Origin of the sequence: Burkholderia sp. RF2-non_BP3 (genome assembly GCF_001522185.1) — a bacterium.
Taxonomy (GTDB): Bacteria; Pseudomonadota; Gammaproteobacteria; order Burkholderiales; family Burkholderiaceae; genus Burkholderia; species Burkholderia diffusa.
Genome location: NZ_LOSU01000001.1, coordinates 90,312 through 106,661, shown reverse-complemented (window position 1 = coordinate 106,661; position 16,350 = coordinate 90,312). Strand labels below are relative to the sequence as shown.

10 protein-coding genes are annotated in these 16,350 nt (G+C 65.3%); 5 read left to right on the top strand and 5 right to left on the bottom strand.

Features of this window, described 5'->3' with window-relative positions:
- The first annotated feature begins 65 nt into the window (after positions 1–65).
- Both WS45_RS00435 and WS45_RS00430 read left to right on the top strand, forming a co-directional pair.
- A complete protein-coding gene (locus WS45_RS00435; protein ID WP_082721792.1) occupies positions 66–5,615 on the top strand; it encodes a trifunctional serine/threonine-protein kinase/ATP-binding protein/sensor histidine kinase in 5,550 nt (1,849 codons plus the stop codon).
- Between the two features lie 184 nt (positions 5,616–5,799).
- Entirely contained in the window at positions 5,800–6,960 is a 1,161-nt protein-coding gene (locus WS45_RS00430; protein ID WP_059530663.1) for an NAD-dependent formate dehydrogenase, read from the top strand.
- A gap of 60 nt (positions 6,961–7,020) precedes the next feature.
- On the opposite strand, the gene WS45_RS00425 is transcribed toward WS45_RS00430, so the two are convergent.
- The 4 genes from WS45_RS00425 to WS45_RS00410 all read right to left on the bottom strand — a co-directional run bounded on the left by WS45_RS00425 (position 7,021) and on the right by WS45_RS00410 (position 11,584).
- The gene (locus WS45_RS00425) at positions 7,021–8,076 is read right to left on the bottom strand and encodes an alpha/beta hydrolase (RefSeq protein WP_059530666.1); all 1,056 of its coding nucleotides are present in this window, start codon (positions 8,074–8,076) and stop codon (positions 7,021–7,023) included.
- Positions 8,077–8,301: 225 nt separating this feature from the next.
- Positions 8,302–8,970, bottom strand: a complete 669-nt coding sequence (locus tag WS45_RS00420) for a response regulator transcription factor (RefSeq protein WP_059697519.1) — start codon at positions 8,968–8,970, stop codon at positions 8,302–8,304.
- A complete protein-coding gene (locus tag WS45_RS00415; protein ID WP_059697543.1) occupies positions 8,960–11,155 on the bottom strand; it encodes a PAS domain S-box protein in 2,196 nt (731 codons plus the stop codon). Before WS45_RS00415 ends, WS45_RS00420 begins: the two co-directional genes overlap by 11 nt.
- A gap of 42 nt (positions 11,156–11,197) precedes the next feature.
- The gene (locus WS45_RS00410) at positions 11,198–11,584 is read right to left on the bottom strand and encodes a response regulator transcription factor (RefSeq protein WP_059691031.1); all 387 of its coding nucleotides are present in this window, start codon (positions 11,582–11,584) and stop codon (positions 11,198–11,200) included.
- 441 nt (positions 11,585–12,025) lie between these two features.
- Between WS45_RS00410 and WS45_RS00405 the strand changes: the two genes are divergently transcribed.
- Positions 12,026–12,379: a DUF4148 domain-containing protein gene (locus tag WS45_RS00405; RefSeq protein ID WP_059530672.1), complete on the top strand. Its 354-nt coding sequence runs from the start codon at positions 12,026–12,028 to the stop codon at positions 12,377–12,379.
- A 53-nt stretch (positions 12,380–12,432) separates the two neighbouring features.
- Here WS45_RS00405 and WS45_RS00400 read toward each other — a convergent pair whose 3' ends face one another.
- On the bottom strand, positions 12,433–13,254 hold the full coding sequence (locus WS45_RS00400; RefSeq protein ID WP_059697517.1) for an alpha/beta fold hydrolase: 822 nt from the start codon (positions 13,252–13,254) through the stop codon (positions 12,433–12,435).
- 322 nt (positions 13,255–13,576) lie between these two features.
- On the opposite strand from WS45_RS00400, the gene WS45_RS00395 reads away from it, so the two are divergent.
- Both WS45_RS00395 and WS45_RS00390 read left to right on the top strand, forming a co-directional pair.
- A complete protein-coding gene (locus tag WS45_RS00395; RefSeq protein ID WP_059697515.1) occupies positions 13,577–14,884 on the top strand; it encodes a sensor histidine kinase in 1,308 nt (435 codons plus the stop codon).
- An 80-nt stretch (positions 14,885–14,964) separates the two neighbouring features.
- Positions 14,965–16,197: an MFS transporter gene (locus tag WS45_RS00390; RefSeq protein WP_059697541.1), complete on the top strand. Its 1,233-nt coding sequence runs from the start codon at positions 14,965–14,967 to the stop codon at positions 16,195–16,197.
- Positions 16,198–16,350: the final 153 nt, after the last annotated feature.

Here is a 16,350-nt window from a genome sequence, read left to right as displayed (position 1 = left end):
AAACGAATCGTCGAATCCCTGTTCCCTCCGCGCACGCGAACATCGTGCCGGCCGCAGCGCAGCCCATGCATAATCTGCCGCATGCGTCCGTGATGGCGCAACTTGCCGCCACCCTGCCCCTTTCCGTCGTATGCGAAGACGAAGACCTCATCCATGGTCGCGCTTTGCTGACGGACCCGAATGGCAAGCGCATTCCAGTCCTGGTCGCGCAGCCGAAAGGCGGCGCATCGAATCCTGCTGCGTTCGAGCGCTTGCTGAACGAATACCGGATGCGCGACAGGCTCGACGCCTCATGGGCTATGCGGCCAATCGATCTGCAAAGACACGGCAACAGCATCGCGCTCGTTCTGGAAGACCCTGGCGGAATTCCGCTCGAACCCCTCCTGACCGAAAGGCTGTCGACCGGGCGTTTCTTGACGCTCGCGACCGCGATAACCGCCGCTGTCCACCGCATGCACGCCCGAGATATCGTGCATTGCGATCTGAAACCGGAACATCTGTTTGTCGATGACGCGGCCGGCCTCGTGAGGATTACCGGTTTCGGAATCGCGTCCGACGCACCGCGAGATCGTGAGCGTACAAGTCCGCCGGACATCATTGCGGGGACGATGGCCTATATGGCTCCTGAGCAGACCGGACGACTGAATTGCCCGATCGACGCCCGCACCGATCTGTACAGCATAGGTGTGGTGTTCTACCGAATGCTGACCGGGACGCTGCCCTTCTCGGCGGCGAGCGCAACGGAATGGATGCACAGCCATACGGCCCGGAAACCCGTTCCACCGCATCTGCGGGTCGAACGGGTCAACGCCCAGCTGTCCGCGATCGTGATGAAGCTGCTCGAGAAGGAGCCCGGAGCCCGCTATCAAAGCGCGGCTGGGCTCGAGCGCGACCTTCGCCGCTGCGTTGCGCAGTGGTCCACCGATGCGACGATCGATTCGTTCGATCTCGGCGACGTGGACCTGCCGGACCGACTGCCCGGTCCGGTCAGGCTGTACGGCCGCGAGCACGACCTCGCGCGGCTGATGCGCGTGTTCGGACGGATCGTCCACGGCGGGCGCATCGAATTCGCGTTGGTTTCCGGGTACGCGGGTGTCGGCAAGTCGTCACTGGTACGCGCGCTGCAAGCAGCGGTCGGGCCGTCGCAAGGCACGTTTGCTGTCGGAAAGTGCGACCAGCACAACCGCGACACGCCTTATGCGGCCATCGTGCTTGCGCTGAAGAGCATGGTGAAGTCCCTGTTCACGCAACGCGAGGATGCGTTGCGCCGCTGGCGCGACGCGATCGTCGACGCAATCGGACCCAACGGCAAGCTGATCACCGACTTCGTGCCCGACCTCGAGTTGCTGCTCGGCGAACAGCCTGGCGTGCCGGAGTTGCCGCTGCAGCAGGCGCAGGCGCGCTTTCGGCTCGTGCTGCACCGCTTCATCCAGGTGTTCACGCGGCTTAAGCCGCCGCTCGTGCTGTTCGTCGACGATCTCCAGTGGGCCGACGCGGCCACGCTCGATCTGCTCGAAAGCATCGGCAGCCGGTCCGGGATACGCCACATCCTGCTGATCGGCGCGTACCGCGACAACGAGGTCGACGTCGCTCACCCGTTGCCGCAACAGCTCGCGCGGCTCAAGTCGGCCGGCGTCGCCGTCGACGAAATCCGGCTGACCGCGCTGACGGTCCCGCAAGCGACTGCCCTCGTCGGCGACATCCTGCGATCCGACGACCAGCGCGTTGAGCAACTTGCGCGAATCGTCCACACCAAGACCGCAGGCAATCCGTTCTTCGTCGTCCAGTTTCTGCAGGCGCTTGCCGAAGAGAACGTACTGCTGATGGATCGATCGGCAGGACGGTGGTCATGGAACACGCAGGCCGTCAGGAGCGCGCGGTATACGGACAACGTTGCAGAACTGCTGTCCGCGCGGCTCGAACGCCTGCCGGATGCGTGCCAAGACGCGCTCCGTGCGTTGGCATGCCTAGGAAATAGCGCTTCTGCCCGCAGCATCGCGATCGCCCGGCACTCGACTGAAGACGCGCTGCATGCGGAGCTTCGGATAGCGATTCGACAGCAACTCCTCGAACGCGTCGGCGATACGTACCGGTTTGCGCATGACCGGATCCAGGAAGCCGCCTATTCGCTGATTCCCAAGGCGGTACGGGCCGAAACGCACCGGGACATCGGTCGGCGCCTGCTACCGCATCTGCCCGACGCCCACGACGACGGGCTGCTGTTCGAAATCGTCGGGCAATTCGAGCGGGCCGGCAGTCACGCGATGTCGGCGGACGAGCGATACGTAGCGGCGACGCTCAACCTGCGCGCCGGCATTCGCTCGAAAGCGTCCGCAGCGTACGGTGCCGCACTACGCTACTTGCACGCCGGAGTGGAGCTGCTGACGCGCGTGCCGGACACGCGCTGGCCCGGCGTTCGCTTCGAGTACGAGCTGGAGCTTGCCGAATGCGAGTTCCTGACAGGCGAACTCGCGGCGGCCGAGCGCCGACTTGCGGCGTTGCGCGTCGATACGCTGAATGTAATCGATCGCGGCCGCGTCGCCGTCCGGGCGATGGACGTCTATACGGCGCTCGATCGAAGCGGCGACGCGATCGCGGTCGCGCTGGCATTCCTGTCTGGCGTGGGCATCGACGCTTCGGCGCACCCATCCGATCTGGAGGTTAGCGACGAATACTCGGCGCTTCGGCGCCGCGCGGCCGGTCTGACGGTCGACGACATCGTCGAATTGCCGTCGATGCGCGATCCAGTCGGGCTGACTACGCTCGAAGTATTGACGCGCCTGCTGTCCGCTGCGTGCTTTACCGATTTCAATTTGAATTCGCTGATCACATGCAAGGCCATCAACATCAGCCTCATCAGCGGAAACTGCGAAGCATCGTGCGTTGCGTACGGCACGTTGAGCCGGATCGCCGGACCGCGTTTTGGCGATTTCGAGCTCGGCATCCGGTTCGGCAAGGCCGGCTACCGGATTGCCGAACTCAATGCACAGCATCGGTTCCATGCGAGCACCTGCATGGTGTTCGTCATCTTCACGTTGCGCTGGATGATGCACGTCCGGCTGTCCGAGGATGCGCTGAGGCGTGTGTTCGCCGCAGCGAACAAGGCCGGCGACCTGCTGTACGCGTCGTATTCACTCACGTGCCTGAACACGAATTTCCTGTTTGCCGGCGATCCGCTGCCGGCCGTCGGCGACGAGGCCGAACGTGGACTGGCGTTCGCACGCAACGCGCGACATGGCCTCGTCGTCGACATCCTGTCGACGCAGCTCGCTCTGGTCCGCACATTGCGTGGACAAACGCGACGGCCCGGATCGTTGGATGATGCACAGTTCGACGAGCACACGTTCGAATCGCATCTCGCCGCCAATCCGGGCCTCGCGATCGCCGAGTGCTGGTACTGGATACGCAAGATGCAGGCGAGCTATCTGTTTGGCGATAACGGAACGGCGCTCGAATCGCTGCGGCGTGCGGAGTCGCTGATATGGACGTCGTCGATGTTCCTGGAGGAGGCGGAGTTCCATTTGTATGGGGCACTCACGCTGGCCGCCGCGATCGACCAGGCCGCGGCCGACGAACGCGCAGGCCTGCTCGCGCGCTTCGTCACGCATCAGACGCGTATCGACGTGCTGGCCGGCCAGTTCCCTGAGAACTTCGAGACCCGCGCGGCGCTGGTCGGTGCCGAGCGTGCGCGCGTCGAATCGCGCATGCTCGATGCGGAACATCTGTACGAGCACGCAATCCAGTCGGCCCGCGCGGGCGAATTTCCGCACCAGGAAGCAATCGCGAGCGAACTTGCTGCCCGCTTTTATCGCGCGCGAGGCTTCGACATCATAGCCGACGCGTATTTGCGCAATGCCCGCAACGGGTACATCCGCTGGGGTGCGGACGCGAAAGTCCGCCAGCTCGACGAGACGTGTCCGCATCTTGGCGCCGAGACAGGCAGCCGCGATCGCCGCGAAACGATCCGGTCAACGGCCGGCGAAGTCGACTACGCGATGTTGATCGATGTATCGCAGCGCGTTTCGTCGGAGATCGATCCGGAGAAGGTGATCGACACGTTCATGAAGGCCGCGCTCACGCACTCGGGCGCCGATCACGGATTGCTGATCCTCGCCTCCGGCGACGGCGACGCAAGCATCCGCGCTGACGCCACGGTTCACGGCGACGAGGTGATCGTCGTGCAGGAAAGCTCGCCGCTCGATGCGCGTCGCCTGCCGATTGCGACGATCAACTATGTGCTGCGAACCCGCGAGACCATATCCAGCCCCGATGCGTCGAAAGAGCCGGTCTGCGCGTCCGATCCCTATACGCTCGCGGAGCGCGTGCGATCGATGCTGTGCATGCCGCTCGTGCGCGGAGATGAACTGACCGGTGTGCTGTACCTCGAGAGCAGACTCACCACCGGCGTATTCGCACCGACGCGCCTCGCGGCGCTCGGCGTGCTCGCGTCGCAGGTGGCGATCACGCTGCAGAACGCACGGCTGTATCGCGAGCTGTCCGAGCGCGAAGCGCGGATTCGCCGGCTTGTCGATGCGAACATCGTCGGCATCTTCATTTATGCGCTCGACGGAACGATCGTCGAAGCGAATTCCGCGCTCCTCGACCTGATCGGCTACAGCCGCGAGGACCTGGAGCACGGGCAGCTGAATTGGCGATCGCTGACGCCGCCGGAATGGATCGAGGCGGATTTCCAGATCCACGAGCCGGCACTCCGGGCGACCGGCGTGCTTGCGCCGATCGAAAAGGAGTATTTTCGCAAGGACGGTAGTCGCGCACCCGTCCTGGTCGGCGCGGCGATGTTTTCGTCGACCGGTCAGCACGGCGTCGCGTTCGTGTTGGACTTGAGCGAGAGCAAGCGTGCCGACGCACGTGCGCGCGAAAGCGAGAGTCGCTTCCGCGAGATGCAGAAGGAACTCGCGCATGCGAACCGCGTGTCGGCCGTCGGGCAGCTGACCGCGACGATCAGCCACGAGGTCAAGCAGCCGATTGCCGCGATGGCGGCGAATGCCGATGCCGCGGCGCGTTGGCTGGCTGCCCGGCCAGCCAACATTGAACGGGCGTCGAAGGCGCTGGACCTGATCGTCCGCGACGCGTTGCGCGCCGGCGACGTCATCGACCGCATCCGCAACTTCGTCCGCAAATCGCCCGTTCGCGAAGAGGTGGTAGACGTCAACGCAGCGATTCTTGACATCCTGTTCGTCACGCGGCGCGACGCGGAAAAGAACGGCATCTGCATCGACACGACCTTCGCATCACCGTCACCGCTCGTTGTCGGCGATCGCGTCCAGCTCCAGCAGGTGATCCTCAACCTGATCGTCAACGCGATCGAGGCGATGCACGCAGTCAACGAGGGCCGCCGAAGCCTCGTCATTTCGACGTCGAATATCGAAGGCCGCAGCGTCGAAATTCGCGTGACGGATTCGGGGCCCGGCGTATCGGACGCCCACATGGAACGGCTCTTCGAGCCCTTCTTCACGACGAAGGATACGGGGATGGGCATCGGCCTGTCGATCGCTCATTCGGTGGTTCTCGCGCACGGCGGCCAGTTGCATGCGAGCTGTCGTGAACCATCTGGTACGACATTTCACGTCACGCTTCCGTCAGCGCGAGTCTGACAGTGCTCTACAGGCAACCGCCGTGCAACGGCGGCAACGTCGCGCGTGAGCGCACTGCGATGCAGGCCCATGCGATTTGGCAAAGATCCGTGCACCGATAGAACGACGCCCTCAACACCTCTCCTAATCTGCGACGAGAACGCGTTCCGCAGACGATTGAATTCGTAAAACCAGGAGAAGAAGAATGGCGAAGGTGCTTTGTGTGTTGTATCCCGACCCGACGACCGGCTATCCGCCGTATTCCGTGCGAGACGACATACCGGTCATCACCGCGTATCCGGGCGGGCAACGCGTGCCATCCCCGCAAGGTAGCCCCGGGTTTACGCCGGGCGAGCTGGTCGGATGCGTGTCGGGTGAACTCGGCCTGCGGCCGTATCTGGAAGCGCATGGCCACGAGTTGATCGTGACGAGCGACAAGGACGGGCCGGACTCCGTATTCGAGCAGCACTTGCTCGACGCGGACGTGGTCATTTCGCAGCCGTTCTGGCCCGCGTACCTGACGCGCGAGCGGATTGCGAAAGCGAAAAATCTGAAGCTCGCACTGACCGCGGGCATCGGATCGGACCATGTGGATCTTCAGGCGGCGACGGAGCGCGGTATCGTCGTTGCGGAGGAAACTTTCTCGAACAGCATCAGCGTGGCCGAGCACGTCGTCATGACCGTGCTCGCCCTCGTCCGCAACTTTCTTCCGGCTCACCGCTTCGCGGTGAACGGCGGCTGGAACATCGCCGATTGCGTAAGCCGCAGCTACGACCTCGAAGGGATGCACTTCGGGACGATCGGTGCGGGACGCATCGGTCTCGCCGTCCTGCGCCGACTGAAACCGTTCGACGTGCATCTGCACTACTCGAGCCGCCATCGTCTCTCGTCCGATCTCGAACACGAACTCGGTCTCGTCTACCATCCCACCCCGCAATCGCTAGTGCAGGTCTGCGACGTGATCAATCTGCAATGCCCGCTGTATCCGTCGACCGAACATATGTTCGATGACGAGATGTTCCGTCACGTCAAGCCAGGCGCATACCTGATCAACACGGCGCGCGGCAAGCTGTGCGACACGGGCGCGGTCGTGCGCGCGCTCGAATCCGGACGCCTCGCCGGCTATGGCGGCGACGTGTGGTTTCCACAGCCGGCCGCGGCCGATCATCCCTGGCGCCGGATGCCGAACGCGGCGATGACGCCTCACATTTCGGGCACGTCGTTGTCCGCGCAAGCGCGCTATGCCGCCGGCACGCTCGAAATCCTGCAATGCTTTCTCGAAGGCAGGCCGATCCGTCCGGAATATCTGATCGCCGATGGCGGCAAGCTCGCCGGCACCGGCGCCGCATCGTACAACCTGACGTAAAGCGCACAGCGGGGCCGGCCAACGCCGCAGCCGGCCACGCTCGCGGCCGTTGTTGCAAGGTTACTGCCCAATGTGCTCGCGAATGCCGCTACTGATCTGCTCGAGCGCCGCCTCGGTCGACGGCACTTGACGCAGCGCGTTTAGAAGGACGAAGTCGTGAATCGTGCCGTTGTAGCGGACGGCCGCGACGCTCACGCCTGCGTCTTTCAACTTGCGTGCATACGCCTCACCCTCGTCCCGCAGCGGATCGTTCTCCGCGGTCACCACGAGCGCGGGCGGAAGCCCCTTCAGTTCATCGTTGCTTGCACGCAGCGGTGACACGTACGGGTTCTCGCGCGTCTTCGCATCGGGCGCGTACAGATCCCAGCCATACTTCATGAAGTCACGGGCAAGGAATCGCCCCTTCGCATACATGCGATACGAATCGGTATCGACGCTGGCGTCAGTCGCCGGAATCAGCAGTGCCTGGTAGCTGATCTTCGGACCGTTGCGATCCTTGGCCATCAACGTCAGCGCCGCAGCCATGTTTCCGCCGACCGAATTGCCTGCCACCGCAATCCGGGAGCCGTCGGCGCCGAACTGGCTTGCGTTGGCGGCGGCCCACTTCAGCGCCGCATATGATTCCTCGAGCTGCGTCGGGAATTTCGCCTGCGGCAGCGGCGTATATTCGACGAACACGGCGACCTGCCCCGAGCCGACCACGAGGTCGCGCACGAGGCGCTGGTGATTCGCGAAGTTGCCGACGATCCACACGCCCCCGTGGATGAACAGTAGCACGCCCGGCTTACCTTCGACGTGAGTCGGCTTCACGATGTAGAGCTTCACCGTGCGCCCGTCCTGGGTAATCGTCCGCTCGGTGGTCGTAATGCCAGACATGTCGACCGGCGTCTGGTTTTGAAGATGCGTCAGGATCTCCTGCGGCTTCGGCTGCGGTAGTTCCCAGAACGGGCTGCTGTCCTTGTTGAGCGCGACGAGAAACGATCGAATCTGCGGATCGATGTGCTCGTCCGTCGCAGGATCCGCCGGTGACGCGGCGTAGGACGGCGTCGCGACGCCGAGCGTCGCACACGCGGCGATGGCCGCGACAATGAGCATCTTCCTGAGTGGCATGTTCATTTGATTTCCTTAGCATTTCCAGATGTGATGGGATAACGCGTCGCGCCTTTTCGCTGCGCCATACGCAGTGCGCGACCTGCACGCCGCGAGCGAACGTTCTCGCAGGCGGAGCCATCATGCCCAGTTGCATCGGGGGAATTTTTCGCGACCCGAGCGCGGTTGCCGATTCGAACGGCGACGCGCCTTTGCTGGCCGCTTGGGGCGGTCGCGATGCGACGCCCGGATTCAGGTCCGGCGAGTCCCCGGCGTGGCGTCGTCGGATTCAGCGATGCCCAGCGCTTCGGCCTTTTTGACGAAGTCGGCCAGCGAGCGCGCGTCCATCTTCTTCATCGCCTGCCCACGATGGATCTTCACGGTGATTTCGCTGAGGTTCATTTCGGCCGCAATCTGCTTGTTCATCAGTCCGCTCGCGACGAATGCCATCACTTCGCGCTCGCGTGCCGACAACGTTGCATATCGGGAACGCAGATCGGCCAGCGCGCGCTGCGCGCTCTTGCATCGCTCGTCGCGTGCCAGCGCGGCGGAGACGGCATCCAGCATGTCCTGTTCGCGGAACGGTTTCGCGAGGAAATCCATTGCGCCGGCCTTCATTGCCTTCACCGACATCGCTATGTCGCCGTACGCGGTCATGAAGATGATCGGCAGCCGCAGGTCGGCGGCTGCGATCTGCTCCTGAACCGCGAGACCGCTCTGACCTTTCAGGCGCACATCGAGGATCAGGCAGCTCGGCACGTCGGGTTTGTCGAACGCAAGAAATTCGTGCGCGGACGCAAACAACTGAACGCGCATTCCCACCGACCGAAGCAGCATATCGATGGCCGTGCGCATCGATTCATCGTCGTCGACGACGTAGACGATCGACTGCTCGGGCGAATCTTGCGCGTCAGTGCTCATTACACATTTCCTCATCGATTGGCAACACGAACTGCATGACCGCACCCGGACACTCGCGCAGGTCGGCCCAGATGCGCCCGCCGTGCGCTTCCACGATCGATCGGCAGATCGACAGCCCCATTCCCATGCCATCCCCCCTGGTCGTGAAGAACGCGCTGAACAGACGGTCGAAATCGGCATGCCGGATCCCGGTGCCACTGTCCTCCACGACGACCTGAGCCTGCCCGTCGTCGCACGTGTGCGTGCGAATCCGCAAACGGCGCGCGCCGGGCGCGACGGCCGACATCGCCTGCACTGCATTCATCACTAGATTGATGACGACCTGCTGCAGTTGCACGCGGTCGCCGCGCACGCGCTGCGGTGTTGCCGAATAGTCGGCTTCGACGTCGACCCGCTGGCTGTCAAGCTCGCGGCGCACGAGTTCGAGCGATTCTCGCACAACGACGTTCAGATCGAGCGACGTCTGCTCGGGCGCGCGCTTACGCGCCATCGCGCGAATCTGCCGGATCACGTCCGACGCCCGCTTGGCGTCGCGGATCATCTGTCCGACCGATTGCTGCACCTCGCGCAGGTCGGGCTCAGGGCGGTCGATCCAGCGCAGCGCCGCGTCGCCTGCCGTCACGATCGCGGCGAGTGGCTGCGTAACTTCATGCGCGATCGACGCGGCCAGCTCGCCCAGCATCGTGACCCGCGTCGCGTGCGCGAGCTCGGCGGTGGATCGGTCAAGCGCGTCCTGCGCGACAACACGTTCGGTCACGTCCATCAACGCGCCGACGTATTCGGCATCGGCCGGGTGCGGCATTAGATGCGCGACGTAATGAACGTGCTTGACGCGGGAATCGGGCATCATCAGCCGGAACTGGATATCGAGATACGGTTCGCCGGCCATCAGCCGGCGCCACGCGTTGGTCACTCGCAACACGTCGTCCGGGTGGGTGCGGCCGGTAATCCATTCGATGCTCGGCGTCGTATCGCGCGTCAGCTCGAAGATCCGGTAGGTTTCGTCGGACCACCACATCGCGCCCTCCGGCACCCGCATCGCGATGCTTCCGGTATGGCTGAGGCGCTGCGCGTCCGACAGCAGCGCCTCGCTGCGGCTCAACGCATGCTCGGCCTGCTTGCGCGCCTCGATATCGGTATTCACGCCGTACCAGCGCACGACGCGCCCACCGTCATCCCGAAGCGGCTCGGCGCCGATGTGCACCCATCGGTAGACGCCGTCCCGACGCCGGATACGCGCGACGCTCTCGAACGGCGCCCCTGTCGCAACCGCATGCCGCCACGCGACGTGCATCGTATCGAAGTCGTCGGGATGGACGACGGCGCGCCAGATGTCTTCGCCGTTCTCGGCCACCGACACACCGAACTCGGCCCAGCGCCGGTTCACGTAACCGATCTTGCCGTCGCTGCCCGAGTTCCACACCATTCCCGGTATCGCGTCGATCATCGCGCGCAGTTCGCTCTGTTGACGCAGCAGCTCGCCTTCCATGCGCTTGCGGTCGGTAATGTCGTTGTTGGTCGCGAGGATCGCGACCGGCTTGCCGCCGGCATCGCGCCACAACGCGAGCCGGCTGGAAATCATCACCGTCTCGCCGTCGCGGCGCACGCGCTGCAGTTCGCCCTGCCACTGCCCGGACGTCAGCACAATGCGGTGAATGTCCTCGAGCGGCACCGATGCTCGCGTCTGCGTCAGCTCGTGAACCGGCTGACCGATCGCCTGCTGCGCCGTCCATCCGTACAGCGCCTCTGCGCCTTGATTCCAGAATGCGATCCTGTCCTGCAGGTCATAGACGACGATCGCGTCGTGGGTCAGGTCGAGCAGTTGCAGCCGCTCGCGCAGTGTCGCGGTGTTCGACAGATTGCGCAACGCGAGGAATGCCGTGGTGACGATCGCGAGCAGGCTCACCCCGCAGCGCGCGAGCGCGCCGGCAGAATAGCGTTCGTCGTGCGATAGCGCGAGCGCGAGCAACGTGAGCGAGATGCACGTGCAGGCGGTCATTGAAGTCGCGCGACGCGAGCCGGCCGATGCGACGAGCAGCACGACGGCCACGTACAGCACCGCGATCGCGATGTCGAGCGGCGTCAGGTCGATGACGAAGACCGCAGCGGCCAGCGCGCCGGCCAGCGTATACAACACGCGCGAGTCCTCGCGCCAGAGCTTGATCGTGCTTTGGTTGAGCATCATCGCCATCGTGCGGCACGCCGCGAGAACAAAAGGAAAAGCGGATCAGCGTGCCGCATCGGTCCCGCCGGCCTTCACCGATTCCAGATGACGCGCCATTTCCGCCGAGTCCACCGGTTTGCCGAGTACGCAGATGGCGCCCATGTCGATTGCTTGCCGCCGGACCGAATCCGACGCAAACGCGGAAATGAAAATGACCGGCAGCGCGATGCCGCCGTCGACGAGACGACGATACATTTCCAGACCGGAAATGCCGGGCATCTGGACGTCCGAGACGATACAGCAGACGTCCGCGAGGCCGCCCGCTGCGAGAAACTGTTCCGCGGACGCATAGAGGCGGGCCGTCCAGCCAAGGGAACGCACCAGGCTCGACGTGGCGACGCGAACGGATTCGTCATCGTCGATAATCGAAACGATCGGATTTTTCTGCAAACCTCGGGCCCTCGGCCGAAATCGTACGACGGGCAGCCCGCTACCGGCCGCCCCAACCACAGTCATATTAGAGAAGTCGGCGGTCCGCGGAAATCATATGTACGTATAGTCGCCGCCCCTTCCCGGCCGCCATGGGCCGACGGCCGGACCGGCAACCGCCGTCGCACCGCGGCGCGACGGGCGGGCGCCGCTCGCGATCCGGCGAATTCGCAGTCTTGCGTGCGTTCGCTCAACGACGCGCGACGCGCGCTCTCTATATTCCAGGCGTCGATCAACGATCGACAGCCGGCACGCCATCGTCGCCACTCCAGTCGCGGCGATCCTGCACGCCGGGCGTACCCCCGGGCCGCCGCATCGACCGAGCTCCACGCAGCACCGGTCGTCACCGGTGTGCTTGCACGCATCGCCACCGTCCCCGCTGATATCCGAAGGAGCGTCATCATGAAGAACATCGCCGTCTCACTTATTCTGAGCGCATGCGCGCTGATCCCCGCCGCCGGTTTCGCGCAAACCGCCGCACCAATCACGCGCGCGCAGGTACGCGCGGACCTGGCTCGCGTCGAGCAGGCGGGCTATCTGCCGTCGCGCGGCGCCAATGCCGACTATCCGGCCGACATCCAGGCCGCCGAAGCGAAAATCGCTGCGGACGGCACACGGCAGGCGCTCGCGCAGGGATACGGCGGCGCGCCCGACTGGGGTCGCAGCGCGGCCGGAACCCGCGCCGCACGCACTGTCGCGAACGGCGGGAGTTGCGTCGCACCGGCCAGCTTCTGCAATCCGTACTTCGGCAGCTGAACCGCGCCGCCCGCCCGCGCGCCGAGCCTGCGCGCGCGAGGCGGGACGGCGATTCACGCGCGGATGAATGCGAGTAGATCCGCGTTCACGCGATCGGCATGCGTCGTGCACAGCCCGTGCGGCGCGCCGGGATAGATCGTCAGTCGCGCGTCGCGAACGATCTCGGCCGACAGCCTTCCCGAATCGTCGAGCGGCACGATCTGGTCGTCGTCGCCCTGCAGGACGAGCGTCGGCACGTCGATGCGGCGCAGGTCGTCGGTAAAGTCCGTTTCGGAGAAGGCCTTGATGCAGTCGTATGCGCTCTTGATGGAGCACTGCATGCCGGCATACCAGAATGCATCCACCGTGCCTTGCGAAGGCTTCGCACCGTCGCGATTGAAGCCGTAGAACGGCACCGCAAGATCCTTGAAGAACTGCGAGCGGTTCCCGGCGACCCCGCTGCGGATATCGTCGAATACCGACAGCGGCAACCCGCCGGGGTTCGCGGCAGTCTTCAACATCAGCGGCGGCACGGCGGCGATCAGCACCACCTTCGCGACGCGCTGCGTGCCGTGCCGGCCGATGTAACGCGCCACTTCGCCGCCGCCGGTGGAGTGACCGACGAGCACCGCGTCCTTCAGGTCGAGCGACTCGATCAGTTCGGCCAGGTCGTCGGCGTAACGCGACATATCGTTCCCGTTCCACGGCTGGCTCGAGCGACCGTGTCCGCGGCGGTCGTGCGCGATCGCGCGAAAGCCGCGCTCGGCGAGATACATCATCTGCGCGTCCCACGCGTCGGCATTCAACGGCCAACCGTGCGAGAACACCACGGGCTGGCCCGTGCCCCAGTCCTTGTAAAACAGTTCAGTGCCGTCTTTCAGTGCGAGCTTTGCCATTTTCATGCTCCTTCGAGAATGCCGCTGTCGCCCGCCATTGCGGGCATGCGGCGGTGTCGCACGGCGCGCGCTGGCCCTTTGCCGATCGCGCCGCCGTGCATCCGCGCCATTCTCGTCATCGCGTGACCGACCGGATTTCCGGACGCATGCTGCATTTCCGTTCCGCACGACGGCGACATCGGGCGTGTCGCGATCGACCGGTGCGGCTTCGAGCGGCAATCCGGCCATTTTGTCTGTGTATAATCGGCGCGCATTTTTCGGCGAGATGGTGCCCCGTGTCGTGGGGCGTCGCCCGGACGCACGGCCAACGTGGCATCCCACAATGAACGAACCTCACGCAGCGGCTGACACGATGCACGATCGGGATACGCGCGCAGGCGACGACGCGCTGTTCCGCTGCGCGCCGATCCCGATCCTGATCGAAGACTGGTTCGGCATCAAATGCTGGATCGATACGCTGAAGGCTCGCGGCGTGACGGATCTCGAGGCCTACCTCGACGCGCATCCCGACGTCATCGACGAAGTTCGTCGGCTGCATGCGTTCGTCGATGCGAACGACGCGACGCTGTCGCTGTTCGAGGCGACATCGAAGGACGCGTTTTTCGCCGCGGCCGGACAACTGCTGCCAGCCAGCCGGATCAGCAATTCGCAGGTCCTGCACGCGATGTTCGAAGGCCGTTCGGCGTGCCAGGGAGAACGTACGCTCTCCACGTTGACCGGCAGGAAAGTGCCGATCGTCTGGCGCTGCTCGCTGCCGGCCGAAGACGACAAATATCGCCGACTTCATTTCTACGCATTCGACGTCACCGAGTACAAGGAGAACGGCGAACGGCTCGACGCGCTGCGTGCGCAACTCGCGCGCACGGCCCGGGTGTCGATGATGGGACAGCTCGTCGCGTCGATCACGCACGAGATCGGCCAGCCGCTCGGTGCGATCCGCACGGCGCTCGACGCGGCCGTCCGGTGGCTGGACCGCACCGAGCCGGACGTCGCCGAGGCCACCACCGCCTTTCGCCACGCATCGCGGTGGACGGACGACATGGCGAACATCTGCCGGCGGCTGCGCGGGTTCCTGGCCGGTGCGCCGGTGGAGGCGGTCGAACTCGACTGCGCAGAGGTCGTGGCCTCCGCGGTGCAGTTGGTCGCGTCGGAAGCAAGCGCGCATGCGATCACGCTCGCCGCCGAAGTCGCCGCCGGCGCGACGGCGCATGCGGACCGGATTCAACTCCAGCAAGTGCTGACGAACCTGCTCATCAATGGCATTCACGCGATCGACGCGGCACCCGCCGATGCGCGCGAGCCGCTGTTGCGCGTGCGAGCGGGCCGCTACGATGACACGCACACGCTGTTCGAAGTCGTCGACAACGGCTGCGGGATCTCGGGCGCGCCGCACGAAGCGATCTTTCAACCGTTTTCCAGCACCAAGCGCGACGGCATGGGAATGGGCCTCCCGATTTCGAAATCGATTGTCGAAGCGCACGGCGGCACGATCTGGATCGGCGATACTGGCCCGCACGGCACGCGGATCTGCTTCACGCTGCCTTCGTCTGCGCACGCGGCGGCCGCGCAAAGCGAACGCCGCGGCGCGCCCGACGGTGCCGGACCGGCTCCCGGCCGGGCCGACGATTGAGCCGGCACCGCGCGAAACCACCCGCCGGCGCTGCGCGCGCGGGCACCGCCGCTGCGCAGCGGCGTGCATCCGAGCACCGGATCCTCGCGACGGTCGTCGCGGCGAACGCGCTCGAATTCTTTGACTATTTCTCGTATGCCGTTTATGCGGCGTTCATCACGCGTACGTTCTTCCCTCACGTCGTCGGTGCCTACGGCCCGCTCCTGTCGCTCGGCACTTTCGCCGCCGGATTCCTGTCGCGGCCGCTTGGCGCGATTGCGATCGGCGTCCATGCGGATGCCGCCGGACGCAAGCCGGCGCTGCTGCTGAGCGCTGCGCTCGTGACGGTCGGCTCGTTCGGGCTCGCCGTAATTCCGGGCTACGCGACGCTCGGCATCGCCGCGCCGATCGCCGTGCTGCTGTGCCGGATCCTGCAGGGCATTGCGGTGGGCGGCGAGATGGGCGCGTCCGGCGCGCTGCTGATCGAGCGGTGCCCGCCCGAGCGCAAATGCACGTACGCGGGCTGGCTGATGGCCGGACAGGGGCTCGCTCTGGCCGCCGCCGGCGCCTGCGGGATCGCGCTGCACGCGACGCTGAGCGTCGCGCAGATCGAGCACTGGGGATGGCGCGTGCCGTTCGCGCTCGCGGCCGCGCTGATTCCCGTGCAAATCTACCTGCGCCGCCATATCGACGAGACGTGGGAACGGCGCACCGCAACGACCGCGTTCGGCGGGCTGCTCCTGCAGCATCGCGGCCGATGGCTGTTTGCGATCGCACTGATTTTCGGCGGCACGGTGCCAACGTACGTCGCCACCTATACGACGACGTTCGGCGTCGCCGGCCCGCCGCCGTCCGCGTATGCATCGTTCGTGACGACCGCGGCCGTCGGCGCGGTGACGTTCGCGTTGTCGATCGCGGGCGGCCGTCTTGCCGATCGCATCGGCCGCATCCGCACCATCGTGCTGGCCCGCGCGCTGACGATGGCCGTCGTCCTCCCGGCATTCCACTTCGCGGCCGTCCATGCGCATCCACTCGCGCTGCTCGGCGTGGTCGCGCTGTTCGCCGGGCTGTCGGCACTCGCCGGCGCGCCGAGCATCGTCGCGATCCTCGACATGTTCCCCGCGCGCGGCCGGGCAGCCGCCCTGTCCGTGGTCTACGCGACCGGCGTTGCGCTGTTCGGCGGCACCGCGCCGTTCGTCGTCGCGTCCGTGAACGCATGGGCCGGCACGCACGTCGCGGCCGGCGCATACGTGTTCGTATCGGCCGCCGTCACGCTGGTCGCGCTTGCCGTCGTTCACGCAACCGACGCGCAAACATCCGCCGTTCGACGCTGAGCGCCGCTTCCGGCGGCGGCTGCCGCCACGTCGCCGTCGTGCGATTCCGCAATTGCCCGCCGTTTGCCGACAGCGCCCATCCCTGCTCCCTTCCAGAATCCGCCTGTCGTCCGACGCATCTTCGATCGAAGCGGCCGACGTCCCGCTGAAAAG

Coding starts and splice junctions, on each gene's coding strand:
- WS45_RS00435 (WP_082721792.1), top strand. CDS start 66: ATGCATAATCTGCCGCATGCGTCCGTGATGGCGCAACTTGCCGCCACC.
- WS45_RS00430 (WP_059530663.1), top strand. CDS start 5,800: ATGGCGAAGGTGCTTTGTGTGTTGTATCCCGACCCGACGACCGGCTAT.
- WS45_RS00425 (WP_059530666.1), bottom strand. CDS start 8,076: ATGAACATGCCACTCAGGAAGATGCTCATTGTCGCGGCCATCGCCGCG.
- WS45_RS00420 (WP_059697519.1), bottom strand. CDS start 8,970: ATGAGCACTGACGCGCAAGATTCGCCCGAGCAGTCGATCGTCTACGTC.
- WS45_RS00415 (WP_059697543.1), bottom strand. CDS start 11,155: ATGATGCTCAACCAAAGCACGATCAAGCTCTGGCGCGAGGACTCGCGC.
- WS45_RS00405 (WP_059530672.1), top strand. CDS start 12,026: ATGAAGAACATCGCCGTCTCACTTATTCTGAGCGCATGCGCGCTGATC.
- WS45_RS00400 (WP_059697517.1), bottom strand. CDS start 13,254: ATGGCAAAGCTCGCACTGAAAGACGGCACTGAACTGTTTTACAAGGAC.
- WS45_RS00395 (WP_059697515.1), top strand. CDS start 13,577: ATGAACGAACCTCACGCAGCGGCTGACACGATGCACGATCGGGATACG.